We start from the raw sequence: 22,346 nt of genomic DNA, 5'->3' as shown, positions 1-22,346 counted from the left end.
GGGGTGGTCACCATCCTTGCGACGGCTCTGGCGCGAACCGGCCCCCGGGCGACGGGCCCGGGCACAGCACCCGCGCGGCCCGTCGCGCGGCACCCGGACGGCGCCCGGCGGGCGGGAGGACAGAGACGGGGCGCTCCGCCGGAACCGTTCCGGGGGCCGTGACCAGCACGTCAACTCCCCTGCCCGGCACCGCCGCCGCTCCTCCCGGCTCCCCAACTCTACGACGGCGCCCGCCCGATGGGGAGCCGCGCGCCCCGCCCTCCCGGCCGGCCGCCGGGGTGGCCAGTTTCAACCTTGCTTTAAATAAGCCGAGTTCGATAGATTCACGCCGTGCACGCATTCGATGTCCTCGGTGCACCCGTCCGGCGCCGGATCCTGGAGCTGCTCGCCGACCGTGAGCAGACCGCCGGCGAGGTGAGCGGGGTCATCCAGGAGGAGTTCGGTATCTCCCAACCCGCGGTCTCCCACCATCTGCGCGTCCTCCGCGAGGCCGGCTTCACCACGGTGAGCGCGGAGGGCACCCGCCGCCTCTACGCGGTCGGCTCGCCCCCTCTCCAGGAGATCGACACCTGGCTGGAGCACTTCCGCCGGTTCTGGAACCAGCGCCTGGACGCGCTCGGCACCGAACTCGCGCGCGGCAGGCGCGAGACACGCAACAGGGGCGGCCCGGAACCGACGGAGGGGAGTCCGCCGCACACGAAGGACAGGGAAGAGACTTGAGCTACGTTCTCGGCCAGATCAACGCTGCCCACCGGGAGATCAACTCCTACCCGGTCAGCTCGGGCGAAGGACGCTCGCTGCTGATCCGCCGCACCTACGACGCCCCCGTCGAGGACGTCTGGGACGCCTGCACCCGTCCGTCCCGGATCGGCCGCTGGCTGGCCCCGGTCCGCGGGGACTTCCGCATCGGCGGCGCGTTCGAGGTCGAAGGCAACGCCAGCGGGCAGGTACTGCGCTGCGAACGGCCCGAGCTCCTCAAGGTCACCTGGGAGTACGGCCGGGGCGCGGCCACCGAGGTCGAGGTCCGGCTCGCCCGCAACCCCGCGGGCGGCACGGTCTTCGAGCTGCGGCACGCCTCGGCCGCCGAGCTCGTGGACGAACTGGTGCGCACCGAGGGCCTGGTGGGCGCCGTCCGCAACGGGGCCGGCTGGGACCTCGTCCTGCTGGGCCTGGACCTCTTCCTGCACGGCGACGTCCCGGACCGCGCGGCGTGGAAGGACACCCCGCAGGTCCGCGAGTTCACCATCCACAGCTTCCGCGCCTGGGGCGACGCCAGCCGCGCCGCCTGGGGCGTCAGCGCGGACGACATGGCCACGGTCGTCGAGTCCGCCGTCCGCCATGTCACCCGCGCCCCCGAAGGGGGTGACCGCTGACCGTCCCTCCGGAACACCCCCGCAGACGCCCGGCACTCCGGTGCCACCCACACCGCGGTGCGGCCGCGCCCCCTTGCGTCCGGTACGTCCGGAGCGGCGCGCCCACCGTGCCGGGGAGCCGGGCCGGGCGCCGGCGATCGCCTTCCCCCGGGGCGCGCCGGCGCCCCTTCCGGCGTGCGCCCGGCCGGCTCCGGCCGCGTTCTGCCGCGTTCGACCGCGGCGTGTTCAACTGCGGACTTTCCCCGGTCGCACACCCCGGCCGGAGGCATGACGGAGTCGCCCGGCGGCACGGCCCTCCCCGGCCGGTGCCGTCGGTTCCCCGCTCCCCCGGGAGCGTCGACGCGCGCTTTTGGCAAGCCCGCTCCGCACTGTCACACGGAACCCCGGCGTCATCAACTGGTCGGCCGGAACAGACGTGTTGGGCATTGCTGTGCAGGTGTCACGGGACCCCCTCCTGCACTAGCGTGGAATTCATGAGTGAGACTGTGATTCGCGTAGGCGACGAGATTGCGACCCTGATCAACATCTTCGACGTGGAGCCGTCGAAGCAGCAGGAGCTCATTGCTGTCCTCAACGAGGGCACCGAAAAGGTGATGCGGAACCGTCCTGGCTTCATCTCCGTGAATCTGCTCGCGAGCGCCGACGGTACGCGGGTCGTGAACTACGCGCAGTGGCGCAGCGCGGACGACATCAAGGCGACCCTGGCGGACCCGGAGGCCGGTGCGTACGCGAAGAAGGCCGGCGAGCTGGCGAAGGCCGCCCCGCTCGTCTACAAGGTCGTCGCCGTCCACCACGCCTGATCCCCGCACGTTCCTGGGTACGCCCCGCTGATCCGCATCAGCGGGGCGTACCCATACGCACCCGCGCTCCGACTCCCGCGCCGAGACACTCCGGAGACAGCATTGACCACCGCCGACACCGCCGAGTTCGTGATCGCCGGCGCGGGCATCGGGGGGCTGACCACGGCCCTCGCCCTGCACGCGCGCGGCATCGGGGCCACCGTGCTGGAGGCCGCCGAGGAGATCCTGCCCCTGGGGGTGGGCATCAACATCCAGCCCGCGGCCATCGCCGAGCTGACGGCGCTCGGCTTCGCCGACGCGCTGGCGGCGGCCGGGATCCCCACCCGTGAGCACCGCTATGTGGACCACCGCGGCGCCACGCTGTGGACGGAGCCGCGCGGGCTGGGCGCCGGGCACGACCACCCCCAGTACTCCATCCACCGCGGCGAGCTGCAGATGATGCTGCTGGAGGCGGTGCGCGAGCGGCTCGGCCCCGGCGCGATCCGCACGGGGCTGCGCCTGCACTCCTTCGAACGGACCGCCGGCGGCGTCCGCGTGGAGGCCCGGGACGCGTCGGACGCCCCGGTCCGTCTGGACGCCGCCGCCCTGGTCGGCGCCGACGGGGTGCGCTCGGCCGTGCGCGACCTGCTGCACCCCGGGCGCCGGGAGCTGTCCACGGGCGAGGTGCGGATGTGGCGCGGGCTGACGGAGACGGACGGCTTCCTCGACGGGCGCACGATGATCGTGGCGGCGGACGACCGCGCCACCCGGCTGATCGCCTACCCCGTCTCCGCGCGCGCCGCGGCCCGGGGCCGTGCGCTGCTCAACTGGGTCTGCCTGGTGTCCGATCCGGCGGCGGGGGCGGCCGGCGACGCGGCCGCCGACCGCCCGGGGAGCGCCGGGGAGGTGCTGCCGCACCTGGAGCACTGGTCGTTCGACTGGCTCGACCTGCGGGCGATGGTCCTGGGCAGCCCGCGGATCCTGCGCTATCCGATGGTGGACCGCGAGCCGCTGGAGCGCTGGGGCGACGGCCCCGTGACCCTGCTCGGGGACGCCGCCCACCTCATGTATCCGATCGGGGCCAACGGGGCCTCGCAGGCGATCCTCGACGCGGCGTCCCTCGCCGCCCAGTGCGCCGGACACCCGGATCCCGCGGTCGCGCTGGAGCGCTACGAGGCCGTCCGGCGGCCCGCGACCACGGCGATCGTCCTGGCCAACCGGGAGATGGACCGCGCCGAGCGGGCCATGGCCGCGTGTCCTGGTGAGGACCGGGGCGCCGCGCTGGAGCGGGTGGCCGCCGACTACCGGAGCGCGGTGGAGGGCCGCCGCTCCGCCGGATAGGACGAATTCGGCGGGGAAAAGCGAGACTTCTCCATCCACCTGCCTACCGCACGGCGAACTCCGCTGTCCATAAACGCCCCTGAACGCCCCGCCGAACGGCCTTTCCGGATGATCCCAACCGGCGTACGGCACTCCGCTTTTGGCCGTGCGGCTGTACAAACTCGCTGTTCGTGACGGTCATTTGGCGCGTCGGCATAATGCTGGACGTGGCTACAGCAACGGTATGGGCAGCGGAGTCCGCGCACCGGGGTAATCCGTGAAAATACGCTCCGCACGACGGCGTCACCCGCTGGCGGCGGTGGTCGTCCTCCTCTTCGCGCTCGCGGTGACGGGAGGGCTGTACGCCGCGCTCGCGCCGGCGGATTCCGCCCGGGCCGACGGCCCGGCGCAGTCGCTCGCGATCGAGGAGGGCAGGAAGCTCTACGCGGTGGGCTGCGCGAGCTGTCACGGCACCGGCGCGCAGGGCACCTCCGACGGGCCGAGCCTGGTGGGCACGGGCCCGGCGGCGGTCGACTTCCAGGTCGCCACCGGCCGCATGCCGCTCCAGCAGCACGGCGCCCAGGCGCCGCGGAAGAAGGCCGTCTACAGCCGGGCCCAGATCGACCAACTCGCGGCGTACGTCGCGTCGCTGGGCGCCGGGCCCGCCGTTCCCGCGCCGGGGCAGTACTCCCCGGAGGGCGCGGACGTCGCCAAGGGCGGCGAGCTGTTCCGGCTCAACTGCTCGCAGTGCCACAACTTCACCGGCAAGGGCGGCGCCCTCTCCGACGGGAAGTTCGCCCCGAACCTGCACGGCGTCGACCCCCGGCACATCTACGAGGCCATGCAGACGGGGCCGCAGAACATGCCGTCCTTCCCCGACACCGTGCTGTCGCCGAAGAACAAGAAGGACATCGTCGCCTATCTCGGAACGGTCAACAGCAGCACGTCGGAGAACCCGGGCGGTTTCGGTCTCGGCGGGTTCGGCCCGGTCAGCGAGGGTCTGTTCGCGTGGATCTTCGGACTGGGCGCGCTGATCGCCGTCGCCGTCTGGGTCGCCGCCCGGACCGCAAAGGCCAAGAGGTCATGAGCAGCCAAGAGCATTCCGAAGCAGCCCTGCCGAGCGGGCGGGGCGACGCGCACGAGGGCACCGTCGCGGCCCGGTCCGATCCGTTCGCCGATCCCGGACTGCCGCCGCACGAGCCCCGTGTGCAGGACATCGACGAGCGGGCGGCCAAGCGCTCCGAGCGCGTGGTGGCCTTCCTCTTCACGCTGTCGATGCTGGCGACCGTCGCCTTCATCGTCGCCTACGTCGCCATCCCGGTGGACCGCAGCGTCTACCTCTTCCCCATCGGCCGGGTCAGCGCCACCAACATCACGCTGGGGACGACCCTCGGCGTGGCGCTGTTCTGCCTGGGCGCGGCGGCGATCCACTGGGCGCGGACGCTGATGTCCGACGTCGAACTCGTCGACCAGCGCCACCCCGTCGAGAGCACCCCGGAGATCAGGTCCAAGGTCCTGGCCGACTTCAAGGAGGGCGCCGCCGAATCCGGTCTCGGCCGCCGCACGTTGATCCGCAAGACCATGCTCGGCGCACTGACCCTGATCCCGCTGTCCGGGCTGGTGCTGCTGGGCGGCCTCAGCAAGGCGGCCCCGGGCACCAAGCTGCGCAGGACGGCCTGGGCGCGCGGCAAGACGCTGATCAACCAGAACACCCTGCAGCCACTGCGTCCCGAGGACATCGAGGTCGGCTCCCTCACCTTCGCCATGCCGAAGGGCATGAAGGAGGAGGACCACGACTTCCAGAACCAGATCGCCAAGGCCGCCGTGATGCTCGTCCGGCTCCGTCCGGAGGACATCAAGGACAAGAAGGAACTGGACTGGTCCGCCGACGGCATCGTCGCCTACTCCCGGATCTGCACGCATGTCGGCTGCCCCATCACCCTCTACGAGCAGCAGACGCACCACGTGCTGTGCCCGTGCCACCAGTCGACCTTCGACCTGTCGGACGGCGCGCGCGTGGTCTTCGGCCCCGCCGGTCACGCACTGCCCCAGTTGCGGATCGGTATCAACAAGGACGGTCACCTCGAAGCGCTCGGCGACTTCGCGGCACCCGTCGGTCCTTCCTTCTGGGAGCGCGGATGAGTACAACCACCACCACACAGCCGGGCGCCCGGCGGGCGCCCGCCGGCGAGCGGGTCGCCGACTGGGCCGACGGCCGGCTGGGGATCTACAGCCTGGCCAAGGCCAACATGCGGAAGATCTTCCCGGACCACTGGTCCTTCATGCTCGGTGAAGTCTGCATGTACAGCTTCATCATCATCATTCTCACGGGCATCTACCTGACGCTCTTCTTCCACCCGAGCATGAACGAGGTCGTCTACCACGGCTCCTTCGTCCCCCTCCAGGGCGTGCGGATGTCGGAGGCGTTCAAGTCGACCGTGGACATCAGCTTCGACGTGCGCGGCGGTCTGCTGATACGGCAGATCCACCACTGGGCGGCGCTGATCTTCCTCGCGGGCATGTTCGTCCACATGATGCGGGTCTTCTTCACCGGCGCCTTCCGCAAGCCGCGCGAGATCAACTGGATGTTCGGCTTCCTGCTGTTCGTCTGCGGCATGCTGACCGGCTTCACCGGTTACTCGCTCCCGGACGACCTGCTGTCCGGCACCGGCGTCCGCATCGCCGACAGCATGATCCTGGCCGTCCCGCTGGTCGGCACCTACCTGTCGTTCTACGTCTTCGGCGGGGAGTTCCCGGGCACGGACTTCGTCAGCCGGTTCTTCCCGGTCCACATCCTGCTGCTGCCGGGCATCATGCTCGCGCTGATGGTGGGTCACCTGATCCTGGTCTTCCACCACAAGCACACGCAGTTCGCGGGCCCGGGCCGCACCAACAAGAACGTGGTCGGCATGCCCTTCATGCCGGTCTACATGGCCAAGGCCGGAGGCTTCTTCTTCCTGGTCTTCGGCGCCATCGCGGCGATCTCCGCGATCGCCACCATCAACCCCGTCTGGGACGCGGGCCCGTACCGCCCCGACCACGTCTCCAACGGCTCCCAGCCCGACTGGTACATGGGCTACACCGAGGGCGCCGTCCGGGCCATGCCCGGCTGGGAGTGGAACGTCCTGGGACACACGATCAACTTCGGCGTCCTGGTGCCGGTGGTGCTGCTGGTCGCGGTGCCGGCGGTGCTCGCCATGTATCCGTTCGTCGAGGCGTGGATCACCGGCGACCAGCGCGAGCACCACATCCTGGACCGGCCGCGCAACGCCCCGACGCGCACGGCCTTCGGCGTGGCCTGGCTCAGCTGGTACGGCGTGCTGCTGCTGGCCGGCGGCAACGACCTGCTGGGGCTGCTGTTCCACCTGTCGGCCAACGGCGTCACCTGGTTCGCCCGCATCGGGTTCTTCGTGATCCCACCGCTGGCGTTCGTCGTCACCCGCCGCATCTGCCTCGGCCTGCAGCGCCGGGACCGGGACAAGGTGCTGCACGGACGCGAGTCCGGCATCATCAAGCGGCTGCCGCACGGTGAGTTCGTCGAGGTCCACGAGCCGCTCACGCAGGAGCAGCTGCACGTGCTCACCGCGCACGAGCAGGCCCGGCCCATCGCGCTGGAGGCCGCGGTCGACGAGAACGGCGTGGAGCGCAAGCTGACCCGCAAGGAGAAGCTGCGCGCCCGGCTCTCGCAGGGCTACTTCGGCGAGCACAGCCAGATCGCCAAGCCCACCGCCGAGGAGTACCTGGAGATCACCAGCGGCCACGGCCACCACTGAGCCCGGCCCGAACCGGCCCGGCGTTCCGCAGCGGAGCGCCGGGCCGTTCCCAACTCCGCGGCCCCGCACGGCACTTGCCGACGGGGGCGTGCATCCGGCCGCATTGGACCGGGCCGCGCCGGGCCACGATCATAGGGACGTCGACGCACCACCGGCCCGGCCTCCGCCGCACGGACCGCGCCGCCACGCCCGGCACCGCCACGGCCGCACCCTCCCCTCACCCCCGCACCGCCGGCCGGAGCCGCGGGACGCCTTCCCCCACCGCGGCTCCGACCCCCCGCGCACACCGCCGGCCCCCCGGCCAGGACCTGCGCTCTCACCTGCACAACGCGATCAGAAGGGCGAGAAGATGAGCCTGCGCTCGGGCACCGGCGGCCGTGACGCCGGGGACGGCCACGCCGTCGTGATCGGGTCGGGCCTCGCGGGCCTCACCGCGGCCCAGGCCCTGGTCGACCACATGGACCGGGTCACCGTCGTCGAACGCGACCGGCTCCCCCGCGGTCCGGGCCGGCGCCGCGGCGTCCCGCAGGCCCGGCACGTGCACCACCTGATGCCGCCCGGCCTCCAGGGCCTCGAACAGCTCTTCCCCGGGATCACCCGGGAGCTGCACGCGGCCGGCATGGTCGACGTCCGCGTCCCGCGGGACACCCTGCTGCTCGGGCCCGGCGGCTGGATACCCCGCTTCGAGGGCGATCTGGCCATGACCACCGGCTCCCGCGACGTCCTCGACGCGGTCGTGCGCGACCGGCTGCGCGCCGACCCCAAGGTGACCTTCCTCCAGGAGCACGAGGCCGTGGGCCTGCGGGCGGGCCGCCACGACACCGTGACGGGCCTGTGGGTCCGCGGCCGCGACCGCGGCGCGCCCGACGGCTGGGGCGAACCGCGGGTCCTCGACGCCGAGTTCGTCGTGGACGCCTCGGGCGACGCCTCGCGCGCCCCGCGGTGGCTGGCCGAACTCGGCTACGGCACACCGCGGGAGTCCGTCTCCGGCGCCGGGACCGGCTGCGCCTCCGCCCTCTTCGCCCCGCCCGTCGGCCATGTCGCCGACTGGACGTACCTGCGGCTGATGGCCTCTCCGGAGGTGCCGCGCGAGGGCGTCCTCGCCCCCGTCGCCGGCGGCAAGTGGATGGTGACGCTGTCGGGGAGCACCGGTCCGGAGGGCCTGCCCGCCGACCACGGGCAATTCCTCCGGGCGGCCGGGGGGTTGCGCCACCCGCTGCTGCGGGAGGTCCTGGAGGGCGCCGCCCCGCTCGGCCCCGTCTACCGCTCGCGGCTCGCGGAGAACCGCTGGCGCCACTACGAGAAGATGCGCCGCTGGCCGGACCAGTTCCTCGTCATCGGGGACGCCCTGGCCACCTTCAACCCCGTCCACGGGCAGGGCATGTCGGTGGCCGTGCACTGCGCGCTGCTGCTCGACTCGCTGCTGCGCAGCCACGGCAGCCCGGTCGGGGTCACCTACCGGCTGCGGCAGCAGCTGGCCCGGCAGGTCGCGGCCGCGTGGCGGACCGCCGCCACCGCCGACCTCGCCTTCCCGTGGGCGGGGAGCGCGGAGCCGCCGGCCCTGGGCACCCGCCTCCGCCGCCGCTACGCCGACCGGCTCGCGGCGGCCGCGCCGGGCAGCCGGCGGGCGGCCGGGGCGCTGCTGGACGGCCAGTTGCTCGTGGCGCCGACGCCGTCGATGCGGCCGGGCGTCCTCGCCGCGGCCCTGCGCGGCCCGCGCCGGGACGCGCCGGCGGATCCGCCGAGCACGACCCATGGCACGCCGCGGCGCAAGGGCGTGCCGGTGAGGCGCGCGGCCGGGGTGCCGTCGGCCGGGGTGCCCGGTGCCCGTCCGGTCGGTTCGCCGGTCCGCTGAATCACAGTAATCCCTCAACCGGGTGTTCCACCACGGCAATTGAATATCGCGCACGATTGCTCTCACTATTCTCCCCGGGCACCCCGACGACCCGAGAGGGAATCAGTGATAACCAATCCGCGGCTCTCCGCGCTCTATGTCAGCGACCGGAACAGAACGCTCGAGTTCCTGACCAAGGTCCTCGGTTTCGAACTCATGGCGGACGTGCCCCTCAACGACGGGGGACGCTGGGTCGAAGTCCGCCCCAAGGGGTCGCAGACCTGTGTGGTGCTCGCCGCCGTCGAGCCGGACGTCCTGGCCCGGCTGCGCTCCACCGTCGGGCGGATGACGCACGGCTGGTTCGACTGCGACGACCTGGACGCCACCGTGGGCGACCTGCGGGCGCGCGGCGTCACGATCGTCGTGGAGCCGCAGGTGGCGCCGTGGCGGGAGAACGCGCGCTGGGCGCAGATCGCCGGGGACGACGGCAATCTCTACGGGCTGACCGAGCGCGGCCACTGAGCCCGGTGGCGCCGGGCCCGGCGGCCGGCGGCCGGCGTGGGAGGGGCCGGCGCGGGAGGGGCCGGGAACTCCGCCGGCCCCTCGGTATTCCGCCCCTGTGCGGAATTCCTCGTGCCGTTTATCCGGCCCGCCCGTCCGCCCAGCCGCAGAGGGGGTAATCGACATATCCCTCGGCCTCGCCCGCGTAGTACGTGGCCTGGTCGCCGCAGGCCAGTTCGCGGCCCATGGCGAAACGGGCGACGAGGTCGGGGTTGGCGATGAAGTGCGTGGCGTACGAGACGGCGTCGGCGATGCCCGCCTCGACCACGGCGTTGCCCGTCTCCCGGTCGAAGCCGTTGTTGGCGATCAACGGGCCGTCGAACAGCCGCCGGTAGCGGGCGATGGCGTCGAAGTCCGGGCGGTCGCCCGGGGCGGCGACGTCCCGCCCGCGCAGGTGGAGGTAGGCCACGGGGTGGTGATTGAGTTCGCTCACCAGCTCGTCGTAGTCGGCGAGGGTCCGTTCGTCCGGGGCGAAGCGGTCACCGGAGGTCCAGTACGGCGACAGCCGGACGCCGACGCACCGCCCGCCCCAGGGCTCGGCCACGGCCCCGACGATCTCCAGCAGCAGGCGCCTGCGGCGGGCGGCGTCCCCGCCGTAGGCGTCGGTGCGGTGGTTGAGGCGCGGGTTGAGGAACTGGGGGATCAGGTACGGGCCGATGCCGTGGATCTCGACGCCGTCGAAACCGGCCTCGCGGGCGTTCCGCGCGGCGGCCCGGTAGTCGGCGACGGTGGCCGCGATGTCCTCGGCGGTCATCTCGCGGGGGGTGACGGTGGCGGTGAACCCCCGGCGGGTGAACGTCATTTCATGGGGGTTGACCGCCGACGGGCCGGCGGGCAGCTCGCCGCCGAGGTGGTCGGGGTGGGAGGCGGCGCCCACGTGCCACAGCTGCTGGACGATCCGGCCGCCGAGGGCGTGCACGACGTCGGTGACCCGCCGCCACGCGGCCACCTGCTGCTCGCTGTAGACGCCGGGGACGTTGATGAAACCGATCGCCCGCTCGCTGACCCAGGTGCCCTCGGTGACGATCAGTCCCGCGCTGGCCCGCTGGCCGTAGTAGGCCACGTGCAGATCGGTCGGCACCAGGCCGTCGTTGGCGGCGCGGGCGCGGGTGGTCGGGGCCATCACCACCCGGTTGGGCAGCTCCAGGTCGCCGAGTCCCACCGGGCGCAGCAGCGGTTGCGCCAGGGTGGTCGGCCGGGTCGTACTCATCGTGTGTTCCCCTCATGGTTCAGGGCCGGCGAGGGCCGGCATAAGGCCGCGCGCGAGGGGGCGGACAGCGCCCTGGGTTCCGGCACGTCGTTCACCGCCTGTTCCGTCGCCTCGACTCCATGCATTGACCATGAAACCAAACGAACTTGACACCGAAAGGTGACCCCCCGCCCCGGGCGCACGGACCTTCGAACCGAAGGTTGCCGCGCGGGCATGGACAGCGAGGAATGGTCTAGTCCACAATGGGGGCACTCACAGCATCCACGGCTCCGCCCGCCCCGCACAGGCGGGCGGCACGAGGCCGCCTCGCGGCCTCCGGCCGGCCGACCCCGGGTGCGGGGCCCGCACACCCCGTGGGCCCGGACCGGCCGGCATGAGCTCCGGGCTGCGGTGCCGGCCGGGTCGAGGGTCCCTGCCAGCGCCGCGGCCCGTGGCGCGCCCTCTTTCCGGCTCTTCCCTGGACACCTCTGTTAGATTGGTCTATACCACCCCCAGACCAAGATCGGCAGGCCCAGCGTGGAAGTTGTCATCGTCCCGGACGCCAAGGCAGGCGGCGCACTCATCGCGGAGGCCATCGCCGCCCTGCTGAGCCGCAAGCCCGACGCCCTGCTCGGCGTTGCCACCGGTTCGACGCCGCTGCCCGTCTACGAGGCGCTGGCCGCCCGGGTGCGCTCCGGCGCCCTGGACGCCTCGCGCGCCCGCATCTGCCAGCTCGACGAGTACGTCGGCCTGCCGGCCGACCACCCCGAGTCCTACCGCTCCACGGTCCTGCGGCAGGTCGTGGAGCCGCTCGGGCTGACCGAGTCCTCCTTCATGGGCCCCGACGGGAACGCCGAGGACGTCCAGGGCGCCTGCGACGCCTACGACCGGGCGCTCGCCGAGGCGGGCGGTGTGGACCTCCAGCTGCTGGGCATCGGCACGGACGGCCACATCGGCTTCAACGAGCCCTGCTCGTCGCTGGCGTCCCGCACCCGGATCAAGACGCTGACCGAGCAGACGCGGCAGGACAACGCGCGCTTCTTCGCCGGCATCGACGAGGTGCCCCACCACGTCATCACGCAGGGCATCGGCACGATCCTGGAGGCCCGCCACCTGGTGCTGCTGGCCACCGGGGCCGGGAAGGCGGAGGCGGTCGCCCGCTCCGTCGAGGGCCCCGTCTCCGCACTGGTGCCCGCCTCGGCGCTCCAGCTGCACCCCCACGCGACGGTGGTCGTGGACGAGGCCGCGGCCTCCCGCCTGAAGCTGGCGGACTACTTCCGGGCGACGTACGCCGCGAAGCCGGCCTGGCAGGGGCTGTAGCCCCTGCCGGGGGTGGGTGCCTTCGCGGCGGGCGCGGTGTGGCCGGGGGGTGTCGCCCCAGCCCTCAGGCGCGCCGCCCCGCGATCGCCTCCGCCGCCGCCTCGCCGCACACCCGTGCCGCGCCATGCGTGGCGATGTGCACGGCCCCCACGGGGGCTGCCTGGTTGAGCCCCATCTCGACCACGATCGTGTCGGGCCGGGCCGCCAGCAGCGCGGACAGGGCGGACGCCATCCACGGATGGCGGTGCACGTCGCGCACGACGGCGACGACCCGCCGCCCGCCCGCCGCCGCCAGCACCGCGTCCGCCGACGCCGTCGACCGGTCGTACGTCCCGTTCGTCGTCCCCGGCAGGAGCCGGCCGAGCTCCGCCCCGACGCCCCACGGCGTCTCGTCGCCGACGGCGATGTTCGCGAGCGGGGTGAACGCCGCGACGTGCACGGGACCGTCGAGCGGGACACCGCCGCCCGCCGAGGCGGTCACCCGCAGCGCCCGCCGGGCGGCTTCGAGCCCGACCCCGGGCGCGGGGACGACGGAAGAGGCCGCGCCCGCCGCCCAGGAGGCCAGCGCCCGCACCCGCCCGGCCGCGTCCGCCAGCCGCTCCTCGGCCAGCTCGCCCTCCCGTACGGCCCGCACGAGCGCGTCCCGCAGCCGGAGCACGGTCGCCTCGTCCGCGAGCCCGCCGCCGACGCAGATCGCGTCGGCTCCGGCGGCGACGGCGAGCACGCTGCCCCGCTCGATGCCGTAGCCGTCGGCGATGGCCCGCATCTCCATGCCGTCCGTGACGATCAGGCCGTCGAAGCCGAGCCCGCCCTTCTCGGCGGGCGCGCGCAGCAGCCCGTGCAGGGCGGCGGGGCTGAGGGTGGCGGGCAGCCGGGGGTCGAGGACGGGCAGCAGGATGTGCGCGCTCATCACGGCCTTGGTGCCGGCCGCGACGGCCGCGCGGAAGGGCACCAGCTCCCGCTCCTCCAGCGTCCGCAGGTCCACGTCGATCCGCGGCATGTCGTGGTGCGAGTCGACCGAGGTGTCCCCGTGCCCGGGGAAGTGCTTGGCGCAGGTGGCGACCCCGGCCGCCTGCATGCCCTCGACGTACGCCGCCGTGTGCCGGGCGACGCGCTCGGGGTCGGCGCCGAAGGACCGGACGCCGATGACGGGGTTGTCGGGGTCGGAGTTGACGTCCGCGGAGGGCGCCCAGTTGAGGTTGACCCCGCAGGCGGCGAGCCGGCGGCCCAGCTCCCCGGCGACGGCCCGGGTCAGCGCGGTGTCGTCCACCGCGCCGAGCGCGAGGTTGCCGGGGAAGGAGGAGCCGGTACGGACTTCGAGGCGGGTGACGTCCCCGCCCTCCTCGTCGATCGCCACCAGCACGTCGTCCCGTTCGGCGCGCAACTGGGCCGTCAGGACGCCCAGTTGCTCCGCCGAGGCGATGTTGCGGCCGAACAGCCCCACGGAGGCGAGCCCTTCGCCGAGCCGCCGCAGCAGCCAGTCGGGGGCGGTGGTGCCGGTGAAGCCGGGCTGGAGGACGGTCAGGGCGTCACGGGTCAGCGTGTCCATGGATGTAGTGCTAGCCCTTCACTGCGCCGGAGGTCAGTCCTCCCACGGCCCTGCGCTGGAGGATGACGAAGAGGATGAGGATGGGGACGGCGAAGAGCGAGGAGGCGGCCATGGTGGCGCCCCAGTCGTCGCCGAAGGTGGTGCGGAAGCCGGTGAGCCAGAGCGGCAGCGTCTGCGCCGCGGGGTCCTTGCTGAGGATGAGGACGTAGGGGAACTCGTTCCAGGTGGTGATGAAGCCGAACAGCGAGGTGGCCATCAGCCCCGGCGCCAGCAGCGGGAAGATGACCTTGCGGAAGGCCTGCGGGCGGGTGCACCCGTCCACCATGGCCGACTCCTCCAGCTCCCTGGGCACCGCGGCCACGTAGCCGCGCAGCGTCAGGACGGTGAACGGCAGGACGCACAGCGTGTAGATGGCGATCAGCGGCGGCAGGCTGTTCAGCATGTCGGCGTCGCGCACCATCATGTAGTACGCGATGACCATGACCTCCCAGGGCGCCATCTGGGCCATCATCATCACGAGGATGAAGCCGCGGCGGCCGCGGAAGCGCATCCGCGCGATGGCGAAGGACGCCAGCAGGGCGATGACCAGCGACAGCAGGACGGCGACCAGCGTGGTGACGAGGGAGTTGGTGACGAACGTCCAGAAGCCGTCGGCCTCGACGGCCCGCCGGAAGTGCTCGGTGGTGGGGCTGGTGGGGAACCAGACCGGGGTGTCGCCGACGATGTCCTTGTTGGCCTTGAAGGCCGTGGCGAACATCCAGTAGACGGGGAAGACGAAGGCCAGGAACAGGACGACCGCCGTCGCCCCCGGCCAGACCCGGCCGAACAGGGAGCGCCTCACAGTTCGTCCTCCTCCTGCTTGAGCACCAGGCGCAGGTAGTAGGCCGTCATCGTCACCAGGATGAGGATGGTGAGGATGGAGATGGCCGAACCCATGCCGAAGTGCTGGTTGTTCATGCCCTCGACGAACGCGTAGACCGGCAGCGTCTCGGTGAGCCGGTCGGGGCCGCCCTCGTTGATGACGAAGACCTGGGTGAACGACTTGAAGATCCAGATGACTTCGAGGAACGTCGTCGCCAGGAAGAAGGGCCTGAGGAAGGGGAAGGTCACCGAGGTGAACCGCTTCCACACGCCGGCGCCGTCCAGCGCGGCGGCCTCGTACAGCTCCTGGGGGATGGTGGTCGTCGCCGCGTAGAGGTTGACCGCCACGAACGGCACCGACTGCCAGACGATCAGTACGGTGATGACGAAGAAGGTGGAGAACTGTCCGCCGGTCCAGTTGTAGTCGGCCATCGCGTGCCAGCCGAGCCGGTCCAGCACATAGTTGACGACGCCGAAGCGCTGGGCGAACAGCCACTGGAAGACGGTGGTGGTGGCGACGACGGGCATCGCCCAGGCCAGCACGAGCCCGAGGGAGAGCAGCAGGCGCAGCTTCTTGCCCAGGCGGGCGAGCAGCAGTCCGATCAGGCAGCCGATCACCATGATCAGCACGACGTTGGCGGCGGTGAACACGATCGACCGCAGGGTCACGCGCCAGAAGTCGGAATTGCCCAGCGTGTCGGTGTAGTTGCCCAGGCCGGTCCATTCGGTGGCGCGCCGGATGAGCTGCCGCCGGTTGAGGTTCTGGAGCGACAGCAGGCCGTTCTCGACCATGATCCAGCCGAGCAGCAGCACCGTGAAGACGGCCGCGGGGAGGATCAGCAGATAGGGAACGGCGCTCCCGGCCCGGCGGCCGTCGCGGCGGCGGACGGGCGGTGCCCCGCCCCTGCCGGCCGGCGGCGCGGCCCCGGCCGTCACCTCTTCGGTCTGCGCTGACATCGTCGTCCGCCTTCTCCCCTGTTCACTTGCACGGTGGTACGGCGGGCCGGGCGGGGGCCGCGGGCGGACCGTCGTCCACGGCCCCGCCCGCCCGGGTCACTGCTTCTGGCTCAGGCGCTTGTTGACGTCGCCCTCGACCTGCTTGGCCGCGTCCTCCGGCGACTTGCCGTTCAGGACGGCGGTCATGTACGCCTTGATCGGGTTGGGGGCGTTCTCCACCGCGGCCCACTCGGGGATCAGCGGGGTGGTGCCGCCGCCCTTGGCGGCCGGGGCGGCGGCCTCGGCGGCCGCGTTGCCCTTCAGACTGCCCAGCAGGGAGTCCTTGTTGGGGATCGAGCCGACCTCCTTGGCCAGCGCGGCCTCGTTCTTGTCGGACAGCGCGATCTTCAGGAACTCCTCGGCGAGGTCCTTCTTCTTGCTGCGCTCGGCGATGGCCAGGTTGGAGCCGCCGAGGAAGACGCCCTCGGGCTTGTCCGCGGTCTCGCCCGGGATGGTGAAGTAGCCGAGGTCCTTCTCGATCCGGGGGTTGGCCTTGATGGCGGTCGCCGCCTCCCAGCCCATGCCGATGAACGCGCCGGTCTTCCCCTTGGCGAAGACGTCGGCCTGCTGCGGGGTGGCCTCGTCCTTGTCCTTGGGAGCCTTGCTGAACGCCTGGTACTGCTTGTAGATCTCCATCGCCTTGGTGACCTTGGGGTCGGCGAGGTTGGAGACGTACTTCCCGCCGTCCTTCTTCACCAGGTCGGCGCCGGTGCCGACGGTGAGGCCGGCGAAGAAGTACCAGTTCTGGCCCGGGAGGTAGAGCGGTTCGGCGTCGCCCTTCTTCTGGATCGCCTCCAGGTCCTTGAGGAACTCGGCGCGGGTCTTCGGGACGTCCTTGATGCCGGCGTCGGCCCAGACCTTCTTGTTGTAGATGACGACGCGGTTGGCGGCGTACCAGGGGGCGGCGTACTGGGTCCCCTCGAAGACGGCCGGCTTGTTGAGGGACTCGGTCCAGTCCTTGCCGATCTCCTTCTTGAGGTCGCCGAGTTCGGCGAGACCGCCGGTCTCCGCGTAGGACGGGGTCTGGGTGTTGCCGACCTCGAAGACGTCCGGCGGCGTGGACTCGGAGAGCGCGGTGGTGAGCTTCTGCTGGATGCCGTCCCACTTCTGGACCTGGATGTCAAGCTTCGCGCCGGTCTTCTGCTCGAACTCGGCCTGCACCGACTTCGTCCAGCCCGGCGGGTTCGAGCCGTCCATGAACCAGACGGTGAGGGTCTTGCCCTTGGAGTCCGAGCCGGAATCCTTGTCGCCCTTGTCGGACCCACAAGCAGCCACACTCACCAACAAGGCCGCGACACCCGTCGCCGCTATGAGCCCACGCTTCACAGCACTCTCCTCAGGACCGAAAGTGGTCTTTAATGGTTTAGACCAGTGCCCGCAGCTTGGCCTAGACCTTTTGGGGTGTCAAGGGTGTATAAGAGTCGCTGTCGGCTCCGTTACCGGACCGACACCTGAGGATGACCAGGGCATCTCCGGTCCCCTCGGGCGGTGCGCGTGCCACCATGTGACGGCGATGGACGGAGGAGCCGGTGACGGCAGCAGGAGCGGAGTCGGGAAGGCACGCCATGGCGACCGAGGGCGGGACGACGGAGAGCGGCGGCGCCGGGGGCGGTGCGCGGACCGCCCGCGTTCCCAAGTACTACCGGCTCAAACGCCACCTCCTGGAGATGACCGAAACGCTTCCCCCCGGGACGCCGGTGCCTCCCGAGCGCACGCTCGCCGCGGAGTTCGACACCTCCCGCACCACAGTCCGTCAGGCGCTCCAGGAACTGGTGGTCGAGGGGCGTCTTGAGCGGATCCAGGGCAAGGGGACGTTCGTCGCGAAGCCGAAGGTCTCGCAGGCGCTGCAACTGACGTCCTACACCGAGGACATGCGGGCCCAGGGCCTCGAACCCACCTCCCAGCTCCTCGACATCGGCTACGTCACCGCCGACGACCGGCTCTCGGCCCTGCTGGACATCGCGCCGGGCGGGCGCGTGCTGCGCATCGAGCGGCTGCGGCTGGCCAGCGGCGAGCCGATGGCCATCGAGACGACGCACCTGTCGGCCAAGCGCTTCCCGGCGCTGCGGCGGAACCTGGTGAGGTACACCTCGCTCTACACGGCGCTGGCGGAGGTCTACGACGTCCACCTCGCCGAGGCCGAGGAAACCATCGAGACCTCCCTCGCCACCCCCCGCGAGGCCGGCCTCCTCGGCACGGACACGGGCCTGCCGATGCTGATGCTCTCCCGGCACTCCCTGGACGCGGAGGGCCGCCCGGTGGAGTGGGTCCGGTCGGTCTACCGGGGCGATCGCTACAAGTTCGTGGCGAGGTTGCGGCGGCCGGCGGAGTAGCGGGCGCCCGGCGGCACGCGGTCGCGGCCGGGGGTCCGGGGGTTGCCCCCGGAACAACACGGCGTCACGCGGCTGCGACGGCCGGCGGAGTAGGCGGACGCCCGGCGGGACCCCGCGCCGCCGCAGGAGCAAAGCACGTCCGGATACGGCCATCCCGCCGCTCCCGCCCGCCGGCGGGGCCCTGGTCTATGCCTATTGACGCCCATGACGGCGGCTCATAGTGTCACGGCCGCCGACCCTCTGGCTCTGCGAGAGGACGATCGTGACATCACCCACCGCCGAAGCGGCGGGCCCGCCCGACAGTGCGCCGGCCGGCCGGGGCGCACCCGATCCGGCCCCGGCCGCCGAAGCCGTCGGCCTCGGCCCGGCCCTCTCCCCCGACAAGATCCTCGCCCACCGCGCCCTGCTGCGCCGCTTCGTGGACGGCGCCCCGCTCCGCCCCGTCCACCTGCGCGTCGCCCTCGCCCCCCGGGACACCGGGGCCGGGGACGGGCTGTCCACGGACGACACCGTCCGTCTGCTGCGGGAGTTCGCGGCCGGCGGCGGACGCGCGGTCTCCTTCCGCGGCGGCCGCGAACCGACCGCGCACCCCGGTTACCCGACGGTCTGCGACGCGGGCCACGAAGCCGGCCTGCGGCTGGGGCTGGTGACCGACGGCACCCGGCTCGGCCGCCCGGAGGTGGCGGAGTGCGTCGCGTCCACCCACACCTGGGTGCGCGTCGCCTTCGCGTACGACGCGCTGATCCTCGACGACGTCGGCCGGCTGCGGCAGTCGGCCATCGACCCGGACTTCCGCATCGGCCTGCACTATGTGATCGGCGGCCGGAACCCGGCCGGGATCCCGGCCGCCGCCCGCGCGGCCCGCGGGGCGGGCGCCCACTACATCCGCTTCGAGGCCGCCCCGGGGGCGGAGGGCCCGGAGACGGCCGCCGCGCTGGAGGAGGCCGCGCTGCTCGCCGCACGGGACTTCGAGGTCCACGTGACCGGCCGCGACCGCTCCCCGGGCGGCCGCTTCCACCGCTGCCACTACAGCCGCTTCACCGCGACGGTCGCCGCCGACGGCCACCTCTACCCCTGTCCGCAGGTGCGGGCCGACCACCGCTACCGGACCGGGGACGTGGTCGCGGACGGCTGGACGGAGACCCTCGACGGCGGCGCCCGCGCGGCCTGGGAGGCGACGGACCCCCTGCGCGCCGGACTCTGCGGCTCCTGCGCCTACCGCCCGCAGAACGAACTGCTGGAGCGCCTGCGCGAGGACCGCGGCCTGCTCCCGGAGCACGCGCCGCCCGAGACCCCGGCCGGTCTCCACGCGGACTTCATCTGACGGGGCGTCATCCACCGCAGGGCGCGCCGAGGGCGCTCAGCTCCGGCAGCCGCCGCGCCGTCGCCCCGTCGGCCGGCAGGCAGGAGACGAGAGTGACACCGGGAGTGTCCAGCTCGGCCAGCTTCACGTAGTCGAAGGACAGCCGCCCGAGCCGCGGATGGTCGAACTCCCGCCGGACCGGCCGGAATTCGGCGATGTCGTGCGTGTGCCACCACCGAGCGAACTCGGCACTTCCGGCGAGGAGTTCGCCCGTCAGCCGGGCGAAGTCCGCGTCGCCCGCGTGGCGGTCGGCCGCCGCGCGGTACTGCTCCAGGAGCATGCGCGCCTGCCCCGGCCAGTCGACCAGCAGTGCGCGCGTCGCGGGGTCCAGGAACACCCGCCGCAGCAGATTGGGCCCGGGGCCGGGCCGGCGCGCGGGGTCGCCGATCAGCCCGGCCTCGGCCCGGTTCCAGGCGAGCAGGTCCCAGGTGGGCGACACCACGTAGGCGGGGTGGGGGTCGAGGGCGTCCACCAGGCGGCGCAGGGCGGGGCCGGCTTCCCGCGGCGGCTCCGGGGGGTTCCCGTCGGGCGGTGCCTCGCCCGCGAGCGAGAAGAGGTGCCGGGTCTCGGCGGGGGACAGCAGCAGCGCCCGGGCCAGCCCGTGCAGCACCTGCCGGCTGACGCCGATCCCGCGTGCCTGCTCCAGCCAGGTGTACCAGGTGACGCTGACGCCGGAGAGCAGGGCGACCTCCTCGCGGCGCAGTCCTGGGGTGCGGCGGCGCGGGCCGGCCGGCAGGCCGACGTCGGACGGGAGCAGCCGCTCGCGGCGCGAGCGCAGGAACGCGGCCAGGGCGCGCCGGTGTCCCCGGTCCGCCGTCGTGCTCGCCATGGGGTCCTCCGGCTCGGGTGGTACTGCGGCCACCAGCATATTTTCCGTCTGGAGCGGTCCGGCGGGGCGGGCGAGCGTCGTGGTCATGAAACGGACTCCACGATCCCCCGTCCCCGCCCTGGCCGTTCTGCTCACGGGCGTCTTCATGGCCGTGCTGGACACGTTCGTCGTCCTCGTCGCCGCGCCCGCGATCCAGCGGGACCTGCGTGCGTCGGACGCCGATGTCCAGCTCGTCCTGGCGGGCTACCAGCTGGCCTATGCCGTCGCGCTGATCACCGGTGCCCGGCTGGGTGATCTCCTGGGCCGCAGACGGGTGTTCCTGACCGGCACCGCCGTCTTCACCCTGGCGTCGGCGGCGTGTGCCGCGGCCCCGGGGGCCGGTGCCCTGGTCGCCGCCCGGCTGGTGCAGGGGCTCGGCGCGGCGCTGCTGTTCCCCCAGGTCTTCTCGGTGATCCAGGTGCTCTTCCCGGCGGGGCGGGGCGCTGGGGGCGCTCGGCGCGGTGATCGGTGCGGCGGGGGTGGCGGGCCAGCTGCTCGGCGGGCTGCTGGTCCCCGCGGACCTCTTCGGCATGTCGTGGCGGCCGGTGTTCTGGGTGAACGTGCCGGTGGGGCTGGCCGTGTGCGTCCTGGCCGCCGTGCTGGTGCCGGAGTCCCGCGCCCCGGGGGCCGGCCGGCTCGACCTGGCCGGGGCGGCCGTGCTGACCGTCGCCCTGTCCCTGCTGGTGGTGCCGCTCGTGGCGGGCCGGGAGCGCGGCTGGCCGCTGTGGACGTGGCTGTGCCTGGCGTCGGCGGCGGGGGCGTTCGCGTGCTTCGCCGCGGTGGAGCGGCGGGCGCGGTCGCCGCTGGTGCGGCCGGGGCTGCTGCGCGAACGGCCCTTCGCCGTCGGCGTCGTGCTCGTCGTGCTGGTCTACTCGGGGATCAACTCCTCGTTTCTGGTGCTGTCGTTGACCGTCCAGGACGGGCTGGGCGTGGGCACGCTGGGCGCGGGGCTGGTGTATCTGCCGTTCGCGGCGGCGTTCTTCGGGGCGAGCGTGGTGGCGGGCAGGTCGTCCGGGCGGCGGCCGCTGGCGTACGGCGCGGTGGTGTGCGCCCTCGGCCACGCGGTGGACGCCGTCGTGGCGCTGCTCGCGGGCGGCGCGCTGTCCCCCTGGCACCTGCTGCCGGGCCTGGCGCTCACCGGGGCGGGCACCGGGCTCCTGGTGACGCCGCTGATCGGCGCGGTCCTGGCGCGGGTCGCGCCGGCGGAGGCGGGGACGGCGTCCGGTGTCCTTTCCACGGGGCAGCAGGTGGGCGGCGCGGTCGGGGTGGCCGTGGTGGGGGTGCTGTACTACGGGGCGGTGGGCGGGGCGCCGGGGGGTGACGTGCCGGCGTACGGGCGGGGGCTGGCGGCCGCGTCGGTGTTCGACGTGGTGGTGTGCGGGCTGTCCTTGGCGCTGCTGCCGCTGCTGCGGGAGCGGCGGCCCGCGGCGCCCGTCACTCCCCGAGCAACAGACCCGGCAGCGCCCGCATGTCGTCGAACACCACCGTCCCCTCGCCCGCCAGCCACTCCGCGGGGGTGAGCCCTCCGCAGTAGCCGAACGACCGCATGCCCGCCGCGCGGGCCGCGCGCACCCCGTAGCGGCTGTCCTCGACGACGGCGCAGCGGGCCGGTGCGGCGCCCATCGTCCGGGCGGCGTGCAGGAAGAGGTCGGGGGCGGGCTTGCCGCGGGGGACGTCCTGGGCGCTGAACACCCGTCCCGCGAAGCGCTCGTGGAGCCCGGTGATGCGCAGGCTGCGGGCTATCTTCTCGTGACTGCCGTTGGAGGCGAGGCAGATGGGGAGGTCGATCTCCTTGAGCGCCTCGACGACCCCGTCCACCGGCGTCAGCTCGTTCTCGAACGCCTCCTCGCAGGCCCGCCGGTAGGGCTCCCACCACTCCGGTTCCGGGGACCGTCCGAGCCGTTCCTCCACCGCGCGGACGAGCTCGCCGTCCGACGCCCCGAGGAACCGTTCGACGATCTCCTCCTCGGTGAGGGGGCATCCGAGGTCCGCCAGCATCCGGGCGTCCAGCCGGACGGCGATCCGCTCGCTGTCGACCAGGACGCCGTCGCAGTCGAAGATGACGAGGTCATAGGACTCCTGTGTCATGCGCGCAGCTTACGGGCGCGGACCGCGTCCCACGGCGTCCCCGGGGACGTCCCGTTCGCGCAGGCGGGACGGGCGGGCGGTCCCCGTTCTCCCGTCCCGCGGCCCGGCCGTGGCGGGACGGGAGGGGGGCCGCCGAACC

The 22,346-nt window shown here is 72.8% G+C and carries 19 protein-coding genes and 1 pseudogene; 13 read left to right on the top strand and 7 right to left on the bottom strand.

Translation table 11 applies throughout. The features are described 5' to 3' along the window. Positions 1 to 330: 330 nt before the first annotated feature. The 9 genes from AC230_RS16355 to AC230_RS16315 all read left to right on the top strand — a co-directional run bounded on the left by AC230_RS16355 (position 331) and on the right by AC230_RS16315 (position 9,601). Positions 331 to 720, top strand: a complete 390-nt coding sequence (locus AC230_RS16355; protein WP_049716896.1) for an ArsR/SmtB family transcription factor — start codon at positions 331 to 333, stop codon at positions 718 to 720. Continuing rightward, on the top strand, positions 717 to 1,373 hold the full coding sequence (locus AC230_RS16350) for an SRPBCC domain-containing protein (protein ID WP_049716895.1): 657 nt from the start codon (positions 717 to 719) through the stop codon (positions 1,371 to 1,373). The genes AC230_RS16355 and AC230_RS16350 overlap by 4 nt, the downstream gene beginning before the upstream one ends. A 473-nt stretch (positions 1,374 to 1,846) precedes the next feature. Further along, complete coding sequence (locus tag AC230_RS16345) at positions 1,847 to 2,173, top strand: antibiotic biosynthesis monooxygenase family protein (protein ID WP_049716894.1); 327 nt, start codon at positions 1,847 to 1,849, stop codon at positions 2,171 to 2,173. A 102-nt stretch (positions 2,174 to 2,275) separates the two neighbouring features. Then, positions 2,276 to 3,493, top strand: coding sequence for an FAD-dependent monooxygenase (locus AC230_RS16340; protein WP_049716893.1), 1,218 nt, complete (start codon positions 2,276 to 2,278; stop codon positions 3,491 to 3,493). A gap of 256 nt (positions 3,494 to 3,749) precedes the next feature. Then, complete coding sequence (gene qcrC, locus AC230_RS16335; RefSeq protein ID WP_049716892.1) at positions 3,750 to 4,559, top strand: cytochrome bc1 complex diheme cytochrome c subunit; 810 nt, start codon at positions 3,750 to 3,752, stop codon at positions 4,557 to 4,559. After that, positions 4,556 to 5,614 carry a cytochrome bc1 complex Rieske iron-sulfur subunit gene (gene qcrA, locus AC230_RS16330; RefSeq protein ID WP_049716891.1) on the top strand — a complete coding sequence of 353 codons (1,059 nt, stop codon included), beginning with the start codon at positions 4,556 to 4,558 and terminating at the stop codon, positions 5,612 to 5,614. Before qcrC ends, qcrA begins: the two co-directional genes overlap by 4 nt. Continuing rightward, positions 5,611 to 7,245, top strand: a complete 1,635-nt coding sequence (qcrB, locus tag AC230_RS16325; RefSeq protein ID WP_049716890.1) for a cytochrome bc1 complex cytochrome b subunit — start codon at positions 5,611 to 5,613, stop codon at positions 7,243 to 7,245. The genes qcrA and qcrB overlap by 4 nt, the downstream gene beginning before the upstream one ends. A gap of 349 nt (positions 7,246 to 7,594) precedes the next feature. Further along, positions 7,595 to 9,100 carry an NAD(P)/FAD-dependent oxidoreductase gene (locus AC230_RS16320; RefSeq protein WP_049716889.1) on the top strand — a complete coding sequence of 502 codons (1,506 nt, stop codon included), beginning with the start codon at positions 7,595 to 7,597 and terminating at the stop codon, positions 9,098 to 9,100. 105 nt (positions 9,101 to 9,205) lie between these two features. After that, positions 9,206 to 9,601, top strand: coding sequence for a VOC family protein (locus AC230_RS16315; RefSeq protein ID WP_049716888.1), 396 nt, complete (start codon positions 9,206 to 9,208; stop codon positions 9,599 to 9,601). A 118-nt stretch (positions 9,602 to 9,719) separates the two neighbouring features. Here the strand turns inward: AC230_RS16315 and AC230_RS16310 are convergent, their stop codons facing one another. Beyond that, on the bottom strand, positions 9,720 to 10,850 hold the full coding sequence (locus AC230_RS16310; protein WP_049716887.1) for an alkene reductase: 1,131 nt from the start codon (positions 10,848 to 10,850) through the stop codon (positions 9,720 to 9,722). 516 nt (positions 10,851 to 11,366) lie between these two features. On the opposite strand from AC230_RS16310, the gene nagB reads away from it, so the two are divergent. Beyond that, positions 11,367 to 12,149: a glucosamine-6-phosphate deaminase gene (gene nagB, locus AC230_RS16305; RefSeq protein ID WP_049716886.1), complete on the top strand. Its 783-nt coding sequence runs from the start codon at positions 11,367 to 11,369 to the stop codon at positions 12,147 to 12,149. A 64-nt stretch (positions 12,150 to 12,213) separates the two neighbouring features. Here nagB and AC230_RS16300 read toward each other — a convergent pair whose 3' ends face one another. The 4 genes from AC230_RS16300 to AC230_RS16285 all read right to left on the bottom strand — a co-directional run bounded on the left by AC230_RS16300 (position 12,214) and on the right by AC230_RS16285 (position 16,881). Then, positions 12,214 to 13,698, bottom strand: a complete 1,485-nt coding sequence (locus AC230_RS16300) for a glycoside hydrolase family 3 protein (protein WP_049716885.1) — start codon at positions 13,696 to 13,698, stop codon at positions 12,214 to 12,216. Positions 13,699 to 13,708: 10 nt separating this feature from the next. Beyond that, positions 13,709 to 14,539, bottom strand: a complete 831-nt coding sequence (locus AC230_RS16295; RefSeq protein WP_049716884.1) for a carbohydrate ABC transporter permease — start codon at positions 14,537 to 14,539, stop codon at positions 13,709 to 13,711. Further along, the gene (locus AC230_RS16290; protein ID WP_049716883.1) at positions 14,536 to 15,516 is read right to left on the bottom strand and encodes a carbohydrate ABC transporter permease; all 981 of its coding nucleotides are present in this window, start codon (positions 15,514 to 15,516) and stop codon (positions 14,536 to 14,538) included. Before AC230_RS16290 ends, AC230_RS16295 begins: the two co-directional genes overlap by 4 nt. A 96-nt stretch (positions 15,517 to 15,612) precedes the next feature. After that, on the bottom strand, positions 15,613 to 16,881 hold the full coding sequence (locus AC230_RS16285) for an extracellular solute-binding protein (RefSeq protein WP_049716882.1): 1,269 nt from the start codon (positions 16,879 to 16,881) through the stop codon (positions 15,613 to 15,615). A 239-nt stretch (positions 16,882 to 17,120) separates the two neighbouring features. Here AC230_RS16285 and AC230_RS16280 point away from each other — a divergent pair, with 239 nt between their 5' ends. After that, entirely contained in the window at positions 17,121 to 17,888 is a 768-nt protein-coding gene (locus AC230_RS16280) for a GntR family transcriptional regulator (protein WP_049716881.1), read from the top strand. A 262-nt stretch (positions 17,889 to 18,150) separates the two neighbouring features. Then, positions 18,151 to 19,212 carry a hypothetical protein gene (locus AC230_RS16275; RefSeq protein ID WP_049716880.1) on the top strand — a complete coding sequence of 354 codons (1,062 nt, stop codon included), beginning with the start codon at positions 18,151 to 18,153 and terminating at the stop codon, positions 19,210 to 19,212. A gap of 7 nt (positions 19,213 to 19,219) precedes the next feature. Here the strand turns inward: AC230_RS16275 and AC230_RS16270 are convergent, their stop codons facing one another. After that, positions 19,220 to 20,167 (bottom strand): helix-turn-helix transcriptional regulator, encoded by a 948-nt coding sequence (locus AC230_RS16270; RefSeq protein WP_241833239.1) that lies wholly within the window; start codon positions 20,165 to 20,167, stop codon positions 19,220 to 19,222. On the opposite strand from AC230_RS16270, the pseudogene AC230_RS16265 reads away from it, so the two are divergent. Beyond that, a pseudogene (locus AC230_RS16265) lies at positions 20,079 to 21,639 on the top strand (MFS transporter). The gene AC230_RS16270 and the pseudogene AC230_RS16265 sit on opposite strands and share 89 nt — an antisense overlap. On the opposite strand, the gene AC230_RS16260 reads toward AC230_RS16265, so the two are convergent. Then, entirely contained in the window at positions 21,554 to 22,207 is a 654-nt protein-coding gene (locus tag AC230_RS16260) for an HAD family hydrolase (protein ID WP_049716878.1), read from the bottom strand. The pseudogene AC230_RS16265 and the gene AC230_RS16260 overlap by 86 nt on opposite strands. Positions 22,208 to 22,346: the final 139 nt, after the last annotated feature.

Origin of the sequence: Streptomyces caatingaensis (assembly GCF_001187435.1) — a bacterium.
In the GTDB taxonomy this organism is placed as follows: Bacteria; Actinomycetota; Actinomycetes; order Streptomycetales; family Streptomycetaceae; genus Streptomyces; species Streptomyces caatingaensis.
The sequence above is the reverse complement of the archived record's forward strand: the minus strand, read 5'-3'. Positions and strand labels throughout refer to the sequence as shown.